Source organism: Micromonospora sp. ATLC16, assembly GCF_057196645.1.
Genome location: NZ_JBXUOW010000017.1, coordinates 64893 through 80565 on the forward strand (window position 1 = coordinate 64893; position 15673 = coordinate 80565).

Sequence of the window (15673 nt, forward strand, 5' to 3'; positions counted from 1 at the left end):
TGGGCGCTGACTACCTGTGCAACCGGGTGAGAGTCCTTGCCGGGCGGTCGGTGATCACGCCGTCCACCCCCGCCGCCAGCACGAGGTCGAGGTCGGCGGGCTCGTTCACGGTCCAGACATAGACCCGGTTGCCCGCTGCCCGCAGCGCCGGCACCAGGGCTGGGCGGGCGCGGACCAGTGCGATTCCCGGTCCGGCGATGTCGGTGCCGAACGGCAGCCGCCCCATGGGCAGCCAGCGAGGCAGCACTTCCAGCAGAAGCACGGTCGGTAGCGCGGGGGCCAATGCCCGGATCCGGCGTACCGCCAGCGGGGAGAACGACATCACGGTGACCTGTACGGGTGCGTCCGGGCGCGGGTGGGCCAGGCCGTACCGGCGCAGCAGGGCGACCAGCCGCTGTTCCACGTTGCCGCCGTAGCGGGACGGATGTTTGGTCTCCACCAGCAGCTGGACGGGCCGACCGGCGGCCAGCACCGCAGCCAGCAGCCGTTCGAGGGTGAGCAGTCGGGTGTGCGAGTCGTCGAGCACCTCGTCGCCGTTGGCCGGAACACCTCCGGGATGCCAGGAACCGAAATCCAGCTGCTCCAACTCGGCGAGCGTCCGGGCGCTGACCAGACCTCGACCGTTGCTGGTCCGGTCCAGCCGCCGATCGTGTAAGCAGACCAGATGCCCGTCGCTGGTCAACCGGACGTCGCACTCCAGCCCGTCGGCACCCTCGTCGAGAGCGCGCAGATAGGCGGCGAGGGTGTGCTCGGGCAGGTCGTACGAGGCACCACGGTGAGCGAAGACGAGGGGGCCGGTCACGGCTCGCGTCCTACAGGACCCGGCCCGGCTGCCCGTCCGAGCCGATCACCGGTCGACCGGCCGCCGCCCAGTCGCCCATCCCGCCGGCGACGTTGCTCACCTGTTCCCAGCCGTTACGTAGCAGATAGGCGACGACCTGAGCGGAGCGACCGCCGGAGCGGCAGATGACGGCGACGTCCCGGTCGGTCGGCACCTCGGCCAGCCGGGCCGGTAGTTCCATCATCGGCAGGTGGTGGGCACCCGGAGCGTGACCGGCGCTCCACTCGTCGTCCTCCCGGACGTCGAGCAGGTACGTCTGGTCGTTGATCTCGGGAACGGTCACGGTGGGTATCTGAGGTCCGAACACGGGTACCAAGCCTAGATCCTCGTCGTGCCGCTGCCCGCGACCGGACGGTGTTACCCCGCCGGGCCCGGCCGTCGGCGGGTCAGAGCCGGGTCACCCAGTGCGGATGCGCCCCTGCCCACTCCGACATCCGGCTGTCACGCACCGCCGCGAACAGCCCGTCACCTTCGTCGTCGAGCCGGACGTAGGACACCTGGTCGATCATCTGAGGGTAGGACGGCACCTGCACGCCCCGTAGCCCGTCGGTGGCCAGTCCGCGCAGCGCGAGCAACAGTTCCTCCACCGGTACGCCGTTGGTGTCCAGGGTCAGCGAGCCGCCGACGGCCCCGATCAGCCGGTGCAGCCGTACCGGGTCGGTGCGGAGCCGGGTCTCACCGGCCTGCTCCAACATCGCCCTCAACAGCTGCTGCTGGTGGGTCTGCCGGTCGTAGTCGCCGCCCGGCAGGTCGTAGCGCTGGCGCACGTAGTCCAGCGCCTGTGCGCCGTCCATCCGCTGGCAGCCGGGACGGAAGACCCGGTCGGTGTGGATCGACTTCACCTCGTTGCGTACGCACATGTCGACCCCGCCGAGCAGGTCGATCACGTTTCGGAGACCGGCGAAGTCGACGAGGGCGGCACCGTCGAAGCGGAGGCCGGTGAGTCGGGTGAGGGTGACCGAGAGCAGGTGCGCCCCGGGCTCGCCGCCGCCACCGTACTCGTACGCTGTATTGATCTTGTCCTCGCCGCCGGGGTAGCCGCCGTCCGACGGGATGGTCACCAGCAGGTCGCGCGGCACGGAGACCAGGTAGCCCTCGCGTAGCCCGGGCGGCACGTGCACGATCAGGATGGTGTCGGTGCGCTGCTCGGAGCCGGAGTCGCCGGGCCGACGGTCCGAGCCGACGAGCAGGTAGTTGAGGGGGCCGTCCAGATCGGTGCGGTCGGCGCGGGCGCTGGGGTCGAGCAACTCCGCCCGGGTCATGGTGCTCTCGTACCGTTCGGTGAGCATCCGGAGCCCGACCACCGCGACTGTGGCCAGCAGCATCGCCGCCAGCCCGATACCGAGCAGTACGCGAGGCCACCGTGGTCGCCGGGTACCCGCCTGCGGTGCCCGCTCTCGGCTCGTACGCCGCCTCCTGGCCGTGACGTCCCTCCCCTAGCCTGATGTGAATCCGACTCACACCAGGCTAGGGGAGTGTCACGAAGAGTGACGGCGGTTTCGGCTATCGCGATGCCGGCGCGTCACTTCCGGGAGGAGATCACCTCGGGGTTGTAGAAGACGAACTCGGCGAGCTTGTCCTTCCGAACCGCCTGGAACATGTCCAGGGTCTGCTCGCTGAGCGCCTCGGTGCCGTTGCCCTTGGCGTTGTACGTGCCGCCGTTGGTCTTCAGCATGATCAGTTCGTTGCCGGTCACTCCGCGCATGGTGAAGACGAAATCCTCCACCGGCACGCCACCGGTGTCCAGGATGAACGCCTTGCCGGCCGCCTTGATCAGCCCGTTCAGCTTCACCGGGTTGGTCAGGCTCCCGTTCTGGGTGGCCTTCTTGGCCATCGCCTTGATCAGCTGCTGCTGGTTCTGCTGGCGGTCGTAGTCGCTGTTCTTCAGGCCGTACCGCTGGCGGGAGAAGTCCAGGGCCGCCCAGCCCTCCATCTCCTGGCAGCCCTTCTTGTGCACCACCGGGGTACGCGCCTTGCCGGTCTTCTTGGCGTCCGCGTTCCACATCGGCTCGCCGTCGACGTACGACATGTGGATCGAGGCGACCTCCTGCTTCGGGCAGATGCGCACCGAGCCCAGGGAGTCGATGACGTTCTTGAAGCCGCCGAAGTTGATGATCGCCGCACCGTCGAAGCTGACCCCGGTCATGCCCTTGATGGTCTGCGCCATCAACTGGGCGCCGCCCTCCCAACCGCCGCCGTTCTGGGCGCCGGCCTGGAACGCGCCGTTGATCTTGCCGACGCCGCCCGGGTAGCCGGTCTTCTGGAAGGCCGGGATCCGTGCCTCGGTGTCCCGTGGGATCGAGATCAGGTACGCCTGGTCGTGGGTGGCCGGGATGTGCAGCACGATGATGCTGTCCGCACGCACGTCGTCTGCCGTCCACCGCTCCCGGGCGTCGACCCCCAGCAGCAGCATGTCGATCGGGCCCTTGAGATCGGCCCCACCCTCGGCGGAGGTCTTGCCGGCGTCGCCGAGCAGGTTGCGCTGGGAGATGCTGCCGGTGGCCTGACCGATCACCGCCTTGCTGCCGACGATCGCCACACCGCTGGTCATCATCAGCGCGGCGCCGAAGATCACGGTGAGCCGGGCCCAGAGTGGGTCCTTGCGCCGGGTGCGCTTCTTGGCGGACTTGCCAGGACCCTCGCCCTTGAGTGTGGGTGGCGCGGCGGACGCGCGCGGCGGCTCAAGCAGGGAGGGGCTGTGAACCGGCATGCGTGCTCCAGCTCGTGTACGCAGAAGGGGGCAAGAACACTTTACGTTCGCATTCCGGTGGTGGCGAGTTCGCGTGGTGTCCAGTTCACGTTCTCTGCCGCGTCATCCTGGTGAAATGGCCGTTCGTCCATATTGGAGTGAACGATCGGCCGTTCCCGGTGTCCCGGTCGTGGTCAGCCGTTGCCGGTGGTCGGCTGCTTGTTCGCCCGCATCCAGTCGGCCATCGTGTCCGAGGCCATCGCCCGGTACATGGTCAGCGCCTTCTCCCGGTCGGAGACGACCACCGACTCGCCGTTGATGGTCTGGCTGCCCAGGTGCGGGCTGGTGACGAAGGTCAGGTTCTCGCCCCGCAGATTGCGGAACTGCACCGCCATGTCGGTGAGCGAGAAGCCCTGGTCGACGGTGACCGCTTCGGTGACCGACTGGAGGAAGGCGTTGAGCTTCTTCGGGTTGGTCAGCGTGCCCGTGCTGGCCGCCTTGTCCATCAGCGCCCGCAGGAAATCCTGCTGGTGGCGCATCCGGGCGAAGTCGCCGTCCGGGAACTGCTTGCGCTGGCGGACCCAGTCCAGGGCCTCGGTGCCGTTCATGTGGTTGGTGCCCTTGGCGAACTTCCGGTACGGCTTGTGGATCGAGGTGATGGTCCGCTCGACCTTCAGGTCCACCCCGCCGAGGGCGTCGGTGACCTGCTTGAACCCGGCGAAGTCGATGGCCATCACGCGATCGATGTGCACGTCGGTGAAGCACTCGACCGTGCGTACCGCCAGGGGTAGCCCACCGAACGCGAACGCGGCATTGATCTTGCGTCGCTGGCCCGTCTCACATCCGGCGCCGGCGCTCTCCGGAATCGGCACGTACAGGTCCCGGGGGATGGAGACGAGGTACGCCTGCTTGTGGTCGGCGGGGATGTGCATGACGATGATCGTGTCGGCCCGCCACTCGCCCGCCCGGTCCATCGGCGCGTCCGGATCCCGCGAGTCGGTGCCCACCATCAGGATGTTCAGCGCGCCGTTGACCGCCTTCGGCGGCCGGTCACCGGTGATCTCCGAGAACGGGTCGGTCCGGGCCATGTTGTTGTCGAGGCTGCGGGCGTAGAACCAGGCACCCGCGCCGCCGATCAGGGCCAGCGCCAGCACGACGACCCCGGCCACCAGCGCGATGCGGCGCCAGTGCGGTCGCCGCCGCGGCGACGGACCGCCGCCGGGCCCACCCGGACCCAGCGGACCGCGTGGTCCTCCCGGGCCGGCAGGTGGGACCGGCTCGTCGTCGTACGCCGGGTGCCACCGGGTGTCGGCCGGCCCGTTGGCCCGGCTTCCGCGTCCCGGGCCCGGCACCGCTGCCCGGCCGGCGCTGCGGTGCAGGTGGAGGGCCGGTAGCGCGGCGGGAATGGTCGCTGACATGCAATTCAATGTACGCAGCACGAGCCAGTCTCGCCCCTAACGACGCCCGTCGGTGTCGGCTACCCCAGCCGCTGGCGGAAGTGCTCGATGGTGCGTCGCAAGCCCTCCTCGGGTGCGACGATGGGTTCGTAGCCGAGTGCTTCACGGGCGAGGGTGAGATCCGGGCGGCGCATCTCCGGGTCGTCGGCACTGCGGGTGACGTATGTCACCTCCGACCGGCTGTCGCAGAGCGACACGATCGTCTCGGCCAGCTCCCGCATGCTCATCTCATGCTCGGTGCCGCAGTTCACCGGCCCGCTCTCGGTCGAGTCCAGGAGCAGCAGGATGCCCCGGACCAGGTCGGCGACGTAACAGATGGAACGGGTCTGGCCGCCGGTGCCGTGCACGGTGATCGGCTCGTTGCGCAGCGCCTGGGAGATGAAGGTCGGGATGGCCCGCCCGTCGTCCGGCCGCATCCTCGGCCCGTAGGTGTTGAAGATGCGCACGATCGCGGTGTCCACGCCGCGACTGCGGCGGTACGCCATCGTCGCGGCCTCCGAGAACCGCTTCGCCTCGTCGTAGACGCTGCGAATGCCGATCGGGTTGACGTTGCCCCAGTACGTCTCCCGCTGCGGGTGTTCCTTCGGGTCGCCGTACGCCTCGGAGGTGGAGGCCATCAGGAACCGGGCGCCGTCGGCGGCGGCCCGCTCCAGCAGGTGCAGGGTGGCCACCGAGCCGACCCGAAGGATCTCCACCGGCAGCTTCTCGAAGTCGGTCGGGCTGGCCGGTGAGGCCATGTGCAGGATCGCGTCGAATCGTTCCGCCAACGCCGGATGGCCGGGCAGGCCGTCGGCGATGTCTGCCTCCACCAGGGTGAAATTCGGCGTGTCGAGCAGGTGGGCGACGTTTTCCTTGGACCCGGTGACAAAGTTGTCGAGGGCGACGACTGTGCAGCCGCGTTCGACCAGGGAGTCCACCAGGTGCGACGGTACGAATCCGGCCCCGCCGGTGACCAGGATCCGATGACCGGGACCGAAGCGCTGCTCAACCTTCATGACCGGTCAGCCTAGAGGAGCGGGTGTTCGGGCCGCAGCAACGGTCAGGCCAGCTCCCGGTAACGGCCCCGGTGGTGCAGCAGAGGCTCGGCGTCGTCGGCCAGTTCCACGCGCTCGATGATCGCCTCCACCAGCAGACCCCAGCCGTACTCCCGGGCACCGTCGAGGCGGCAACCGGCCCAGCCACCCGCGTCGTCCGGCACCGGACCGTACGACGTGTCGAGCCAGGTCCCGGTGGCGAACAGCCCACCCGGCGAGGGGAACAGCCCCGCGAACCGGTCGGCGAGCTGTCGGTGTGGTGGACCGAGCGGCGTCACGGCGAACCGGCCCGTCTCCTCGACCGCCGCCCACAGCTCCGACTCGGCGTCGACCAGCCCGAGCAGCCGGCCCGGCTCGCCCTCGGCGACCAGGGTCGACGACACCGTCAGCCCGGCCGGCCCGGGCGCCGTCCAGAGGGTCACCGACGCGGCGAGCCGCCCCCGTAGCCGGCGTACCGGCGAACGGTTCTCGGCCGGCGCGGCGAACGGGTCGGTGTGGTGGATCTTGGCACCCGGTTCATGATTCACGTGAAACATTGTGACCCGTCTGCCCCGTTCACGGGTCTCGGCTACAGCTCGCGGGATGCGGAATGTCGGAGTATCTCCCGGTAGGGGAACCGCGACATGCCGCATCTGGTGCGACGGTCAGCGGCGGTCCAGCAGCCGGCGGTCAGCGGCGGGGGGTGACCAGGGCGAGAAGTTCCGGTTGGCGGCGGTCCAGCACGTCGCCGGCCAGGTACGCGCCGAGCAGCGCCGCGCCGACACCGTAGGCCACACCCAGCGGCAGGCCCAGCCAGAGCCAGGCGTCGCCGAGCAGTGCCGCGGCGAGCACCATCGGTGCGGCGAGCGCGCCGGTGGCCGCCATGGCCAACAGGGTCAGCATCCCCTTCACCACCCCGGCCCCGCTGTTCATCGCGAACGGGTTGCTCGTCTCCGGCAGCGAGTACGCGCCCAGCACCGAGACGAACGAGTTGACCGCCAACCCGGCACCGTAGGTGGCGACCAGCACACCCGCCATGAATCCGATCCACGTCGGCTTGCCGAGCACCAGCGCGATCACCACGGCGACCACCGCCAGCATCGGCAGCACGTAGAGCGAGAACGCGGTGATCCGGGCGCGCAGTTCCAGCCGCCCCGGCACACCGGCCACCACGTTCGCCGCGTACGCGCTGCCGTCGAAGCCGAACTGGTTGGCCAGCGTCACCGCGGCGAGCAGCCCGACGAAGAGCATGGAGAGGCTGACCAGGACCGGGGAGGAGTCCCCGGCGGAGCTGAAGCCCTGGTCGCTGTCGAACGTGAAGCCCCGCCCACCGAAATTGACCATCACCGGCACGAAGAGACCGACCACCGCGATGGTGATCAGGTTGGCGCGTCGTCGGGCGTCCCGCCACCAGTAGCGGGCCTCCCGGGAGGCCAGGGCGCCGAACCGGTCCCGGCGCAGCCAGCCGGCGGCCCGGGGGAAAAGCTGGGCCACCGCGCCGCCGGTGACTCCGGACCTCGCCCGGGTGGGTCCGGCGCTCGCCGCGCCCACCATCGCCGACTCCAGCGAGCGTGACCACCAGGCCAGCAGCGCGACGATCGTCACCACGGTGATCAGCAGCTTGACGGGTGCGGCCCAGACCCGGCCCTGCGCCACGTCGATACCCGCCGTCCACGGGGCACCGAAGGGGGTCCAGCCGATCACCGTCGCCACCCCGGTGAGCCGGTCCCAGTCGGTGTCCTGGATCGCGGCCAAACCGGCGAGCTGCAACGGTCCCAGCGAGGCGGCGAGCACCGCGAGCAGGACGGCGGCCAGGTCGCGTACCCGGCGGGAGCGCAGCATGGAGGCGAATGCGCTGGTCACCGCTCGGGCACCGGCGACGCAGAGAAGCAGCCCGCAGACCACACCGACGGCGGTGACCAGGGCGGCCGACCAGCCGCCGAACACCCCGGCGGTGACCACCAGGCCGGAGAGGGCCAGCAGCACCGCGACCGTGGGTACGCTCACCAGCGCCGCCGCCAACAGCCCGGTCACCAGGGTGCGCCGGGACAGCGGCAGCAGCGCGAACCGGGCCGGGTCGAGGGTCTCGTCGACGCCGAAGAAGACCAGCGGCAGCAGCAGCCAGCCGAGCACCGTCAACCCGCCGGCGAACGCCGCGACCAGCAGGGCGTACCGGTCGTCGCCGGCCAGCCCGGGAGCCGCCAGGCCGAAGAAGGCGCCGACCGCGAACCAGAGCCCGATCAGCGAGCCGACCAGGAACAGCGCCACCCGCCAGCCCTGACCACGGAAGTTGTTGCCCATCACCCGCAGCTTGAGCCGGACGAAGTGACGCGCCGAGACCGGCCGCACCCGGTCGGCCGGTGCGGTCACCGGGACAGCCACGCCAGCTCCTCACCGGTGGCGGTACGCCCGCCGACCACCTCGACGAAGACGTCCTCAAGCGAACGGTCGCCGCGTACCTGCTCCAGCGTGCCGACCCGCTTGATGATGCCTGAGGCGAGGATCGCCACGTGCGAGCAGAGCCGTTGCACGACCTCCATGACGTGGCTGGAGAAGACCACCGTCCCGCCGCCGGCCACGTACCGGGTGAGGATGTCCCGGATCAGCGCCGCCGAGACCGGGTCGACCGCCTCGAACGGTTCGTCCAGCACGAGCAGCCGAGGCCCGTGCAACAACGCGCAGGCCAACCCGATCTTCTTCTTCATGCCGGCGGAGTAGTCGACCACCAGCGTGCGACCGGCGTCGGCGAGAGCCAGCACGTCGAGCAACTCGGCCGCCCGCTGGTCGACCACGGCCGGGTCCATACCGCGCAGCAGACCGTGGTACGCGAGCAGCTCGGTCCCGCTGAGCCGGTCGAACAGGCGTACCCCGTCCGGCATGACCCCGAGCAGCTGCTTCGCGGTGACCGGGTCGGCCCACACGTCGTGGCCCAGCACCCAGGCGCCGCCGGCGTCGGGACGTAGCAGCCCGACCGCCATCGACAGGGTGGTGGTCTTGCCGGCGCCGTTCGGGCCGAGCAGCCCGTAGAACGAGCCGGCCGGGACGTCGAGATCCACGCCGGTCACCGCGACCTTGCGATCGAAGCTCTTGGCCAGGCCGCGCAGCGCCAGCGCCGGGTGCTCACCAGTCATGCGCCCGACCGTATCCGGTCACGACCAGCCCGCTGCCCGACCGAGGAGGATCCGCCGCTCATTGCCGATGCCGACAACCGCCGGCCCGGTGCCACGAGCGCCCTGCCTCACGAGCGGAGGGCGTCGGGGGCGTGCAGGCGGAGCATGGTGCGGCCGATGTCGGCCGGGGCACGGCGACGGGTGGCCAGCGAGACCGCGATCATCACCGTGAAGGCCAGCGGCACCGTCCAGGCGGCCGGCTGGGCGATGAGGGCGGCCGGCCAGCCGGTCATGGCCGGGCCGAGGACGGTGATCAGGACCGACGTCACGGCGGCGCCGCCGCCGACGAGGATCCCGGCGGCGGCGCCCGCGTCGGTGAGACCCCGCCACCAGATGCCGAGCACCAGCAGCGGACAGAAGCTGGACGCGGCGACCGCGAAGGCCAGACCCACCACCTGCGAGACGTCCAGGCCGGAGACGTTGAGGGCGAGTACCGTCGGCACCACCCCGGCGATCACCGTGGCCAGTCGGAAGCCGCGCACCGAGCCTCGACCGAGCACATCGGTGGAGATCACCCCGGCGACGCTGGTGAGCAGCCCGGACGAGGTGGACAGGAAGGCCGCGAACGCCCCGGCGGCGACCAGCGCCGCCAGCAGGCGGCCGGTGGTCCCCGCGCCGAGCGCCGCCTCGGGCAGCAGCACCACCACCGCGTCGGTCTGGCCGGTGACCAGCAGCTGCGGTGTGTAGATCCGGCCCAGCACGCCGTAGATCGTGGGCAGCAGGTAGAAGACCCCGACCAGGGCCAGCACCACCAGGGTGGTCCGACGGGCCGAGCCCCCGTCGGGGTTGGTGTAGAAGCGCACCAGGACGTGCGGCAGCCCCATGGTGCCCAGGAAGGTGGCCAGGATCAGCGAGTACGTGCCGAACAACCCCCGGTCGTCGGAACCCGCGTCGCTGGGCAGCAGCCAGTCGGTGGCCCCGTTGGCCACCCCGGAGACCTCCGGCACCGGTTCACCCTCGGCGAAGCTCAGCTCGTCGCCGGGGCGTACCTCAACGGTCTGTCCGTCGGCGAGGGTGAGCACCGCGCGCTGCTCGACCACGACGGTGGTCGCCGTCCGGAACGTTGCCCCCTCGGGCGGGGTCACCGCCGGACGGCCGTCGGTCTGCCACTGCAGGGCCAGGAAGATCGCCGGTACGGCCAGCGCGGTCAGCTTGAGCCAGTACTGGAACGCCTGCACGAAGGTGACCGCCCGCATCCCACCCAGGGCCACGTTCGCGGTCACGACGGCGGCCACCACAAGCGCGCCGACCGGGTACGGCGAGCCGGCCAGCGTGGCCAGCGTCAGGCCGGCGCCCTGGAGCTGCGGCACCAGGTAGAGCCAGCCGATGAAGATCACGAAGACGGTGGCCAGCGTCCGTAGCCGACGGGATCCGAGCCGCAGCTCGCAGAAGTCGGGCAGGGTGAACGCGCCGGACCGGCGCAGCGGCGCGGCCACGAACAGCAGCAGGGCCAGGTATCCGGCGGCGAACCCGACCGGGTACCAGAGCACGTCCACGCCGTACTTGAGGATCAGCCCGGCGACGCCGAGAAAACTCGCCGCCGACAGGTACTCGCCGCCGATCGCGGCAGCGTTCCAGGTGGGGCTGACCACCCGGGAGGCGACCAGGAAGTCGGAGGTGGTGCGGGCCAGCCGCAGCCCGTAGAAGCCGATGGCGACGGTGACCAGGGTGACCGCCACGATCGCCGGTACGACGAGGTCGTTGCCCACGTCAGCGTTCCGGCCGCTGGACCAGGTCGGTGAAGTCCTGCTCGTTGCGCTCGGCCAGTCGGACGTACGTCCACCCGACGGCCACCAGGAACGGGAAGGAGAGCACCCCGAGCAGCAGCCACGGCAGGTTGACACCGAGCACGGTCATCCGGCCGACCGAGGGTGCGATGGCGAACAGCCAGGGCAGCCCGCCCAGCCCGACCAGCACCACCGCCGACAGTTGCAGGGCCAGCGCCAGCTGAGCGCGGACCAGGCCACGGACGAGCGCCTCACCGACCCGGGTCTGCTGGGTCAGCTCGGTGTGGGTGCCGGCGGGCCAGTGCGACCGACGGGACACCTCGGCCAACACCACCCGGGTACGCGCGGGTGGCCCGGATCCGGCGGTCGCATCGGAGGTTGCGGCGGGTTCGGGTCGGCGGGGTGCCGGCGGTGCATCCTCGGCGGCCATCTCGGCAGTCTGGTCCGCCGGACGGGATTGTCAAGGGGCCTGTGGACAACTTGTGGATAACGAGGTGGAGCTGTGGACAACCGCACGGCCCGGGGGCGACAGCCGCCCCCGGGCCGTGCCATCAGCTGGTCGGGATGACCAGATCAGCGGTCATCGAACCCGATGCGGGCACGGTGAACCGGGCCAGCCGTCGGGTGCCGTCCGGGTCGGTCACCTGGTACCGGCCCGAGTAACTCTGCCCATCGTCTAAGTACACTTCGTAGCTGAAGAAAATCCGCTGCCGGCCGGTCAGCTGCATGGTGAACTTACCGTTGGAGACGGAGCCGCTAGCGGCGTAGTCGCCGGTGTCCACGCTATGGGCGAGCACCCTGCCGCTGCGCAGTGGCGTGCCTCCGGTGTCGCGGAAAGTGCCGGTGAGCTGCACGCCACGCCCGAGCGTCGCGTCGAGGGTAGCGGTGGCGCCCGCACCCACCTGCACCGGAGTCGCGGTGAACCGGCTCGCCGCACCGCCGGACCACACGGTCGCGTACCCCCAACGGCTGAAGACCACCGGCCACTCGTACGGGCCGAGCCGGCTCAACGTGTAGTCGCCCTGTTCATCGGTGACCGCGTCCTCGGCGCCGATGCCAGGATGACCGGTGAGCACCGAGACGTTGACGTCCGGCAGGGCAGCGCCGGTCTCGGCATCGGTCACCCGGCCGGTGACCTGGCCCGCCCGGTCCAGCTGGATCACCGGACCGGTGGCCACCTGGCCGACGGTGGCGGTGACGGTCGCCGCCTCCCGCTCGTCGCCGGTGCCGCCATCGGGGCCCACCCACTGCCGGCCGTACGTCGTGTTCTGCGGTACGGCGAAGAGCTTGTACTCCCCGGTGGTGAGCGGACCGACGCGAACCTGACCGCTGTGGTTGCTGCAATTGCCGTAGCCGTCCCGCAGCGTCGCCCGTTTGGGCGCGAAGGCGTCCAGGCAGATCCCGGAGACGGGCGAGCCGCTCTGCCGGTCCAGGACGGTGGTGGTGATGACCGCGCCCGGACGGAGCTTGATGGTCAGCTCGGTGGTCTGGTCGGCGCGCACCCGTACGTCGGTGCGCTCCCGGGGGAAGTACCGGCGGTCGGGCGCGTACACGTAGATGTCGTGCCGGCCCTGCGTCAGGTCGCTGATGGTCACCCGGCCGCTGCCGTTGCTGCACCCGTCGTGGGCGCAGAAGTTGGCCACCGGTGCTCCGGTCACCGAGTCCACCGCGCTGATCCGTACGGAGCCGGTGCCCAGCAGGCTGTCGGTGATCGCGGTTTGCTCGCCGCCGCGCACAGTGACCAGTTCGGCCTGGTCGGGATCGGTCTGCCCCGGGTAGTACTGGTGCCGCTCGTTGACGTAGAGGCCGACGTGGTAGGAGGCGGCGAGAAGCTGGGTCTCGAACGCGCCGTCGGCGTCGGTCTGGAGAAACTGCACGCTGTACCCGTCCGGCGCGTAGACGTAGACGTCCGCGTCCGGCAACGGTGTCCCGGCGGCGGTGGTGAACCGGCCGGACAGCGTGCCCGCGGGCAGGACGGTGTCGTCGGCCACGACCCGCTCGCCGTTGACGACCTCGAAGAGGGTCGCGCTGTCCTTGTCGATCTGCCCCGGCACGTACTGGCTCTGGTCGAAGCCTTCGATCGGCTCGAAGCTCACCCGGTACCGGCCCGCGACCACGTCCATCTCGTACCGGCCGTCTTCGTCGGTGCGTGCGGTGCCCACCTGGCCGGAGTCGTCCCCGATGGCGAGCACCAGCAGGTCGAAGACGGGTTCACCGGTGGCGTCCAAGAGCTGGCCGGAGATGGTGCCGGTGGCCAGCAACTGCTCGTCGACGGTGGTCGTCTCGCCCGCGGTCACGGTGACCGGGTCGGCATCCCAGGGTCGCAACTGCTGCCGGTAGAACTGTTCCGGTCCGCTGGCGGGCCAGTATGCGACGGTGTAGGAACCAGGGTTCAGCGCAGGCAGCGTGTAGGCGCCATCGGCGCCGGTCAACGTGCTGGCCACGATGTCGTCCTGGCCGGTGCGATAGACGACGACTCGGGCGTCCGGCGCGGCGGCGCCGGCGGCGGTGGTCAACCGGCCGCTTATCGTGCCTTTGGTGTCGGCAAGCGCGGGTGTGGCGCCCGGCAAGAGCACGGCGGCCGTTGTTAGGCAGGCCAGGGCGGCCCGGCGGATGAGGGGGATATGCATAGCTGTCCAAACCTGAGGGTGCGGGGCGGCTCAGGCAGGCACTGCGCCTGCGCCCGGTCCTGCGCCCCGTGTCGGACCGGCACCAGGAGGATAGAGCAACGATGATCTTTATGGTACCGGCAATCGCCGGACGTACCTCGTCACCGGTTCCACTCCTGTTTCGCGGCCCGGACCAGCCGGTCCTTCAACTCCCGGGTGTGTCGTCGGCTGACCGGCAGTTCCGAGCCATCGACCACTACCACGTACCCGGAGTTGACCAGACGCAGCTCGGCGATGAGTCGTAGCTGCACCAGGTACGACCGGTGGATCCGGACGAACCCGGCGTCGGCCCACCGCTCGGCGAGTGTTGCCAGCGACACCCGCACCAGATGCGAACCCTCCGCGGTGTGCAGCCGGGCGTAGTCGCCCTGCGCCTCCACCCAGCGCACCGCCGAGCGCGGCAACATCCGGGTGGTACCGGCCAGTTCCACCGGGATAGTCGGATCCTGTTCCGCCCTGGCCAGGGCCGCCGGGTGGGCCGGCACCACCCGCGAACCGACCACCCGGCGCAGCGCCTCGGCGAGCCGTTCCGCCCGCACCGGCTTGCGTACGTAGTCGGTGGCGCCCAGGTCGAAGGCGTCCGCCGCGCCGTCGTCGTAGGCGGTGACGAAGACGATCGCCGGTGGCCGGGCGAACCGGCGCAACACCCGGGCCAGTTCCATCCCGTCCAGGCCGGGCATCCGGATGTCCAGGAAGACCACGTCCACGTCGTCGTCGCGGAGCACCCGCAGCGCCTCGGTGGCGTCGCCGGCCGTGTACAGCCGGGCCACCCGGGGGTCGGCCCGCAGGTGGTACGCCAACTCGTCAAGTGCCGGTGGCTCGTCGTCGACCGCCAGCACCCGCAGGAAGCCGGTGGTGGCGGGCGGGCCGGAGCCGGTCACGAACCCGCCCGTACGCCGGGATGGAACTTCGGCACCCGCATGCTCACCCTCGTGCCCGAGCCGACACCGGTCTCGACGACCAGGCCGAAGCCGTCGCCGAAGACCGAGCGCAACCGCTCGTCGACGTTCGACAACCCGACGTGCTGCCCCGGATCGTCCCCCGGGTCGCCGGTCGACCCGGCCAGCTCGGCGATCCCCGCGGTCAGCGTGGCCGGATCCATCCCCACCCCGTCGTCCTCCACCGTTATGTGGCATTCGGCACCCGCATCCCGGGCCTCGATGCTCACCATGCCCGTGCCCGGCTTGCGCGACAACCCGTGGCGTACCGCGTTCTCGACAAGTGGTTGCAGGCACAGGAACGGCAGGGTCACCGGCAGCACCTCGGGGGCGATCTGGAGCCGTACCTGAAGCCGGTCCCCGAACCTTGCCCGCTCGATGGTCAGGTAGCGGTCGATCGAACGCAGCTCCTCGGCCAGCGTGGTGAACTCGCCGTGCGCCCGGAACGAGTACCGGGTGAACTCGGCGAACTCCAGGATCAGCTCCCGGGCCCGTTCCGGATCGGTGCGGACGAAGGAGCCGATCGCGGTCAGCGCGTTGTAGATGAAGTGCGGGCTGATCTGGGCGCGCAGGGCGCGTACCTCGGCCCGGGCCAGGCGTTCCCGGGACGAGTCCAGCTCCGCCAGGGCCAGTTGGCTGCCGGCCCAGTGGGCGGTCTCCAGGGTGGCCCGGAGCAGACCGGGTGCCGGTGCGCCGTCGGTGACGGCGACCAGCGCGCCGGTGATCCGGCCGGACGCCCCACCGAGCGGGGCCACCACCGCGCCCCGGACCGGGCAGTCGATCCGGTCGCAGGTCAGCTCCGCCTCGCCCAGCACGGTGGAACGCTCGGATGCGATCACCCGCCGGGCGGCGGTCCGCAGCTGCTCCCGGTGGTGCGCGCCGCGTCCGTCGAGCGCGAGCAGGTCGTCGGTGTCGGTCAACGCCAGCCCTTCCGCGCCGACCAGGGTGCGCAGGTGGCGGGCGGCCTTTGCCGCGCCGGCCGGATTCAGCCCGGCACGCAGCGGTTCGGCCGCCAGCCCGGCGGTGTGCAGCACCTCGTAGGTGGCCCGTTGTCCGGGCGTGGCGATGCCGCGCCGCCCGCGTAGCCGGCCGACCGCGAACAGCGCCCCGGCCAGCGCACCGACCAGGGAGAAGACGCCGATCACGGCGGAGATGTTGCCACCCACGTC

13 protein-coding genes and 1 pseudogene are annotated in these 15673 nt (G+C 70.7%); all 14 read right to left on the bottom strand.

What is annotated here, in order from left to right; translation table 11 throughout:
- Positions 1-10: 10 nt before the first annotated feature.
- Positions 11-802, bottom strand: a complete 792-nt coding sequence (locus AC2CHE_RS10155) for a glycerophosphodiester phosphodiesterase (RefSeq protein ID WP_484504646.1) — start codon at positions 800-802, stop codon at positions 11-13.
- Positions 803-812: 10 nt separating this feature from the next.
- Complete coding sequence (locus AC2CHE_RS10160) at positions 813-1148, bottom strand: rhodanese-like domain-containing protein (protein ID WP_484504647.1); 336 nt, start codon at positions 1146-1148, stop codon at positions 813-815.
- 79 nt (positions 1149-1227) lie between these two features.
- Entirely contained in the window at positions 1228-2166 is a 939-nt protein-coding gene (locus AC2CHE_RS10165) for an LCP family protein (protein WP_484504648.1), read from the bottom strand.
- 197 nt (positions 2167-2363) lie between these two features.
- Positions 2364-3551 carry an LCP family protein gene (locus AC2CHE_RS10170; RefSeq protein ID WP_484504649.1) on the bottom strand — a complete coding sequence of 396 codons (1188 nt, stop codon included), beginning with the start codon at positions 3549-3551 and terminating at the stop codon, positions 2364-2366.
- A 173-nt stretch (positions 3552-3724) separates the two neighbouring features.
- Positions 3725-4948, bottom strand: coding sequence for an LCP family protein (locus AC2CHE_RS10175; protein WP_484504650.1), 1224 nt, complete (start codon positions 4946-4948; stop codon positions 3725-3727).
- Positions 4949-5007: 59 nt separating this feature from the next.
- Positions 5008-5982: an NAD-dependent epimerase/dehydratase family protein gene (locus AC2CHE_RS10180; RefSeq protein WP_484504651.1), complete on the bottom strand. Its 975-nt coding sequence runs from the start codon at positions 5980-5982 to the stop codon at positions 5008-5010.
- A 44-nt stretch (positions 5983-6026) separates the two neighbouring features.
- Positions 6027-6575 (bottom strand): annotated as a pseudogene (locus AC2CHE_RS10185) (flavin reductase family protein); the annotation flags it as partial.
- Between the two features lie 115 nt (positions 6576-6690).
- Positions 6691-8382: an ABC transporter permease gene (locus tag AC2CHE_RS10190; protein ID WP_484504652.1), complete on the bottom strand. Its 1692-nt coding sequence runs from the start codon at positions 8380-8382 to the stop codon at positions 6691-6693.
- A complete protein-coding gene (locus tag AC2CHE_RS10195) occupies positions 8367-9131 on the bottom strand; it encodes an ABC transporter ATP-binding protein (protein WP_484504653.1) in 765 nt (254 codons plus the stop codon). The genes AC2CHE_RS10190 and AC2CHE_RS10195 overlap by 16 nt, the downstream gene beginning before the upstream one ends.
- Positions 9132-9238: 107 nt before the next feature.
- Complete coding sequence (locus AC2CHE_RS10200) at positions 9239-10879, bottom strand: sodium/solute symporter (RefSeq protein WP_484504654.1); 1641 nt, start codon at positions 10877-10879, stop codon at positions 9239-9241.
- Position 10880: 1 nt separating this feature from the next.
- Complete coding sequence (locus AC2CHE_RS10205; protein WP_484504655.1) at positions 10881-11327, bottom strand: DUF485 domain-containing protein; 447 nt, start codon at positions 11325-11327, stop codon at positions 10881-10883.
- Between the two features lie 121 nt (positions 11328-11448).
- A complete protein-coding gene (locus AC2CHE_RS10210; RefSeq protein WP_484504656.1) occupies positions 11449-13527 on the bottom strand; it encodes a carboxypeptidase regulatory-like domain-containing protein in 2079 nt (692 codons plus the stop codon).
- Between the two features lie 140 nt (positions 13528-13667).
- A complete protein-coding gene (locus AC2CHE_RS10215) occupies positions 13668-14447 on the bottom strand; it encodes a LytR/AlgR family response regulator transcription factor (protein ID WP_484504657.1) in 780 nt (259 codons plus the stop codon).
- Positions 14444-15670, bottom strand: a complete 1227-nt coding sequence (locus AC2CHE_RS10220) for a sensor histidine kinase (protein ID WP_484504658.1) — start codon at positions 15668-15670, stop codon at positions 14444-14446. Before AC2CHE_RS10220 ends, AC2CHE_RS10215 begins: the two co-directional genes overlap by 4 nt.
- Between the last annotated feature and the right edge of the window lie 3 nt (positions 15671-15673).

Excerpts from the sequence above, each read along its gene's own strand:
- AC2CHE_RS10165 (WP_484504648.1), bottom strand. The coding sequence starts at position 2,166 with ATGCTGCTGGCCACAGTCGCGGTGGTCGGGCTCCGGATGCTCACCGAA.
- AC2CHE_RS10170 (WP_484504649.1), bottom strand. The coding sequence starts at position 3,551 with ATGCCGGTTCACAGCCCCTCCCTGCTTGAGCCGCCGCGCGCGTCCGCC.
- AC2CHE_RS10175 (WP_484504650.1), bottom strand. The coding sequence starts at position 4,948 with ATGTCAGCGACCATTCCCGCCGCGCTACCGGCCCTCCACCTGCACCGC.
- AC2CHE_RS10180 (WP_484504651.1), bottom strand. The coding sequence starts at position 5,982 with ATGAAGGTTGAGCAGCGCTTCGGTCCCGGTCATCGGATCCTGGTCACC.
- AC2CHE_RS10195 (WP_484504653.1), bottom strand. The coding sequence starts at position 9,131 with ATGACTGGTGAGCACCCGGCGCTGGCGCTGCGCGGCCTGGCCAAGAGC.
- AC2CHE_RS10205 (WP_484504655.1), bottom strand. The coding sequence starts at position 11,327 with ATGGCCGCCGAGGATGCACCGCCGGCACCCCGCCGACCCGAACCCGCC.
- AC2CHE_RS10210 (WP_484504656.1), bottom strand. The coding sequence starts at position 13,527 with ATGCATATCCCCCTCATCCGCCGGGCCGCCCTGGCCTGCCTAACAACG.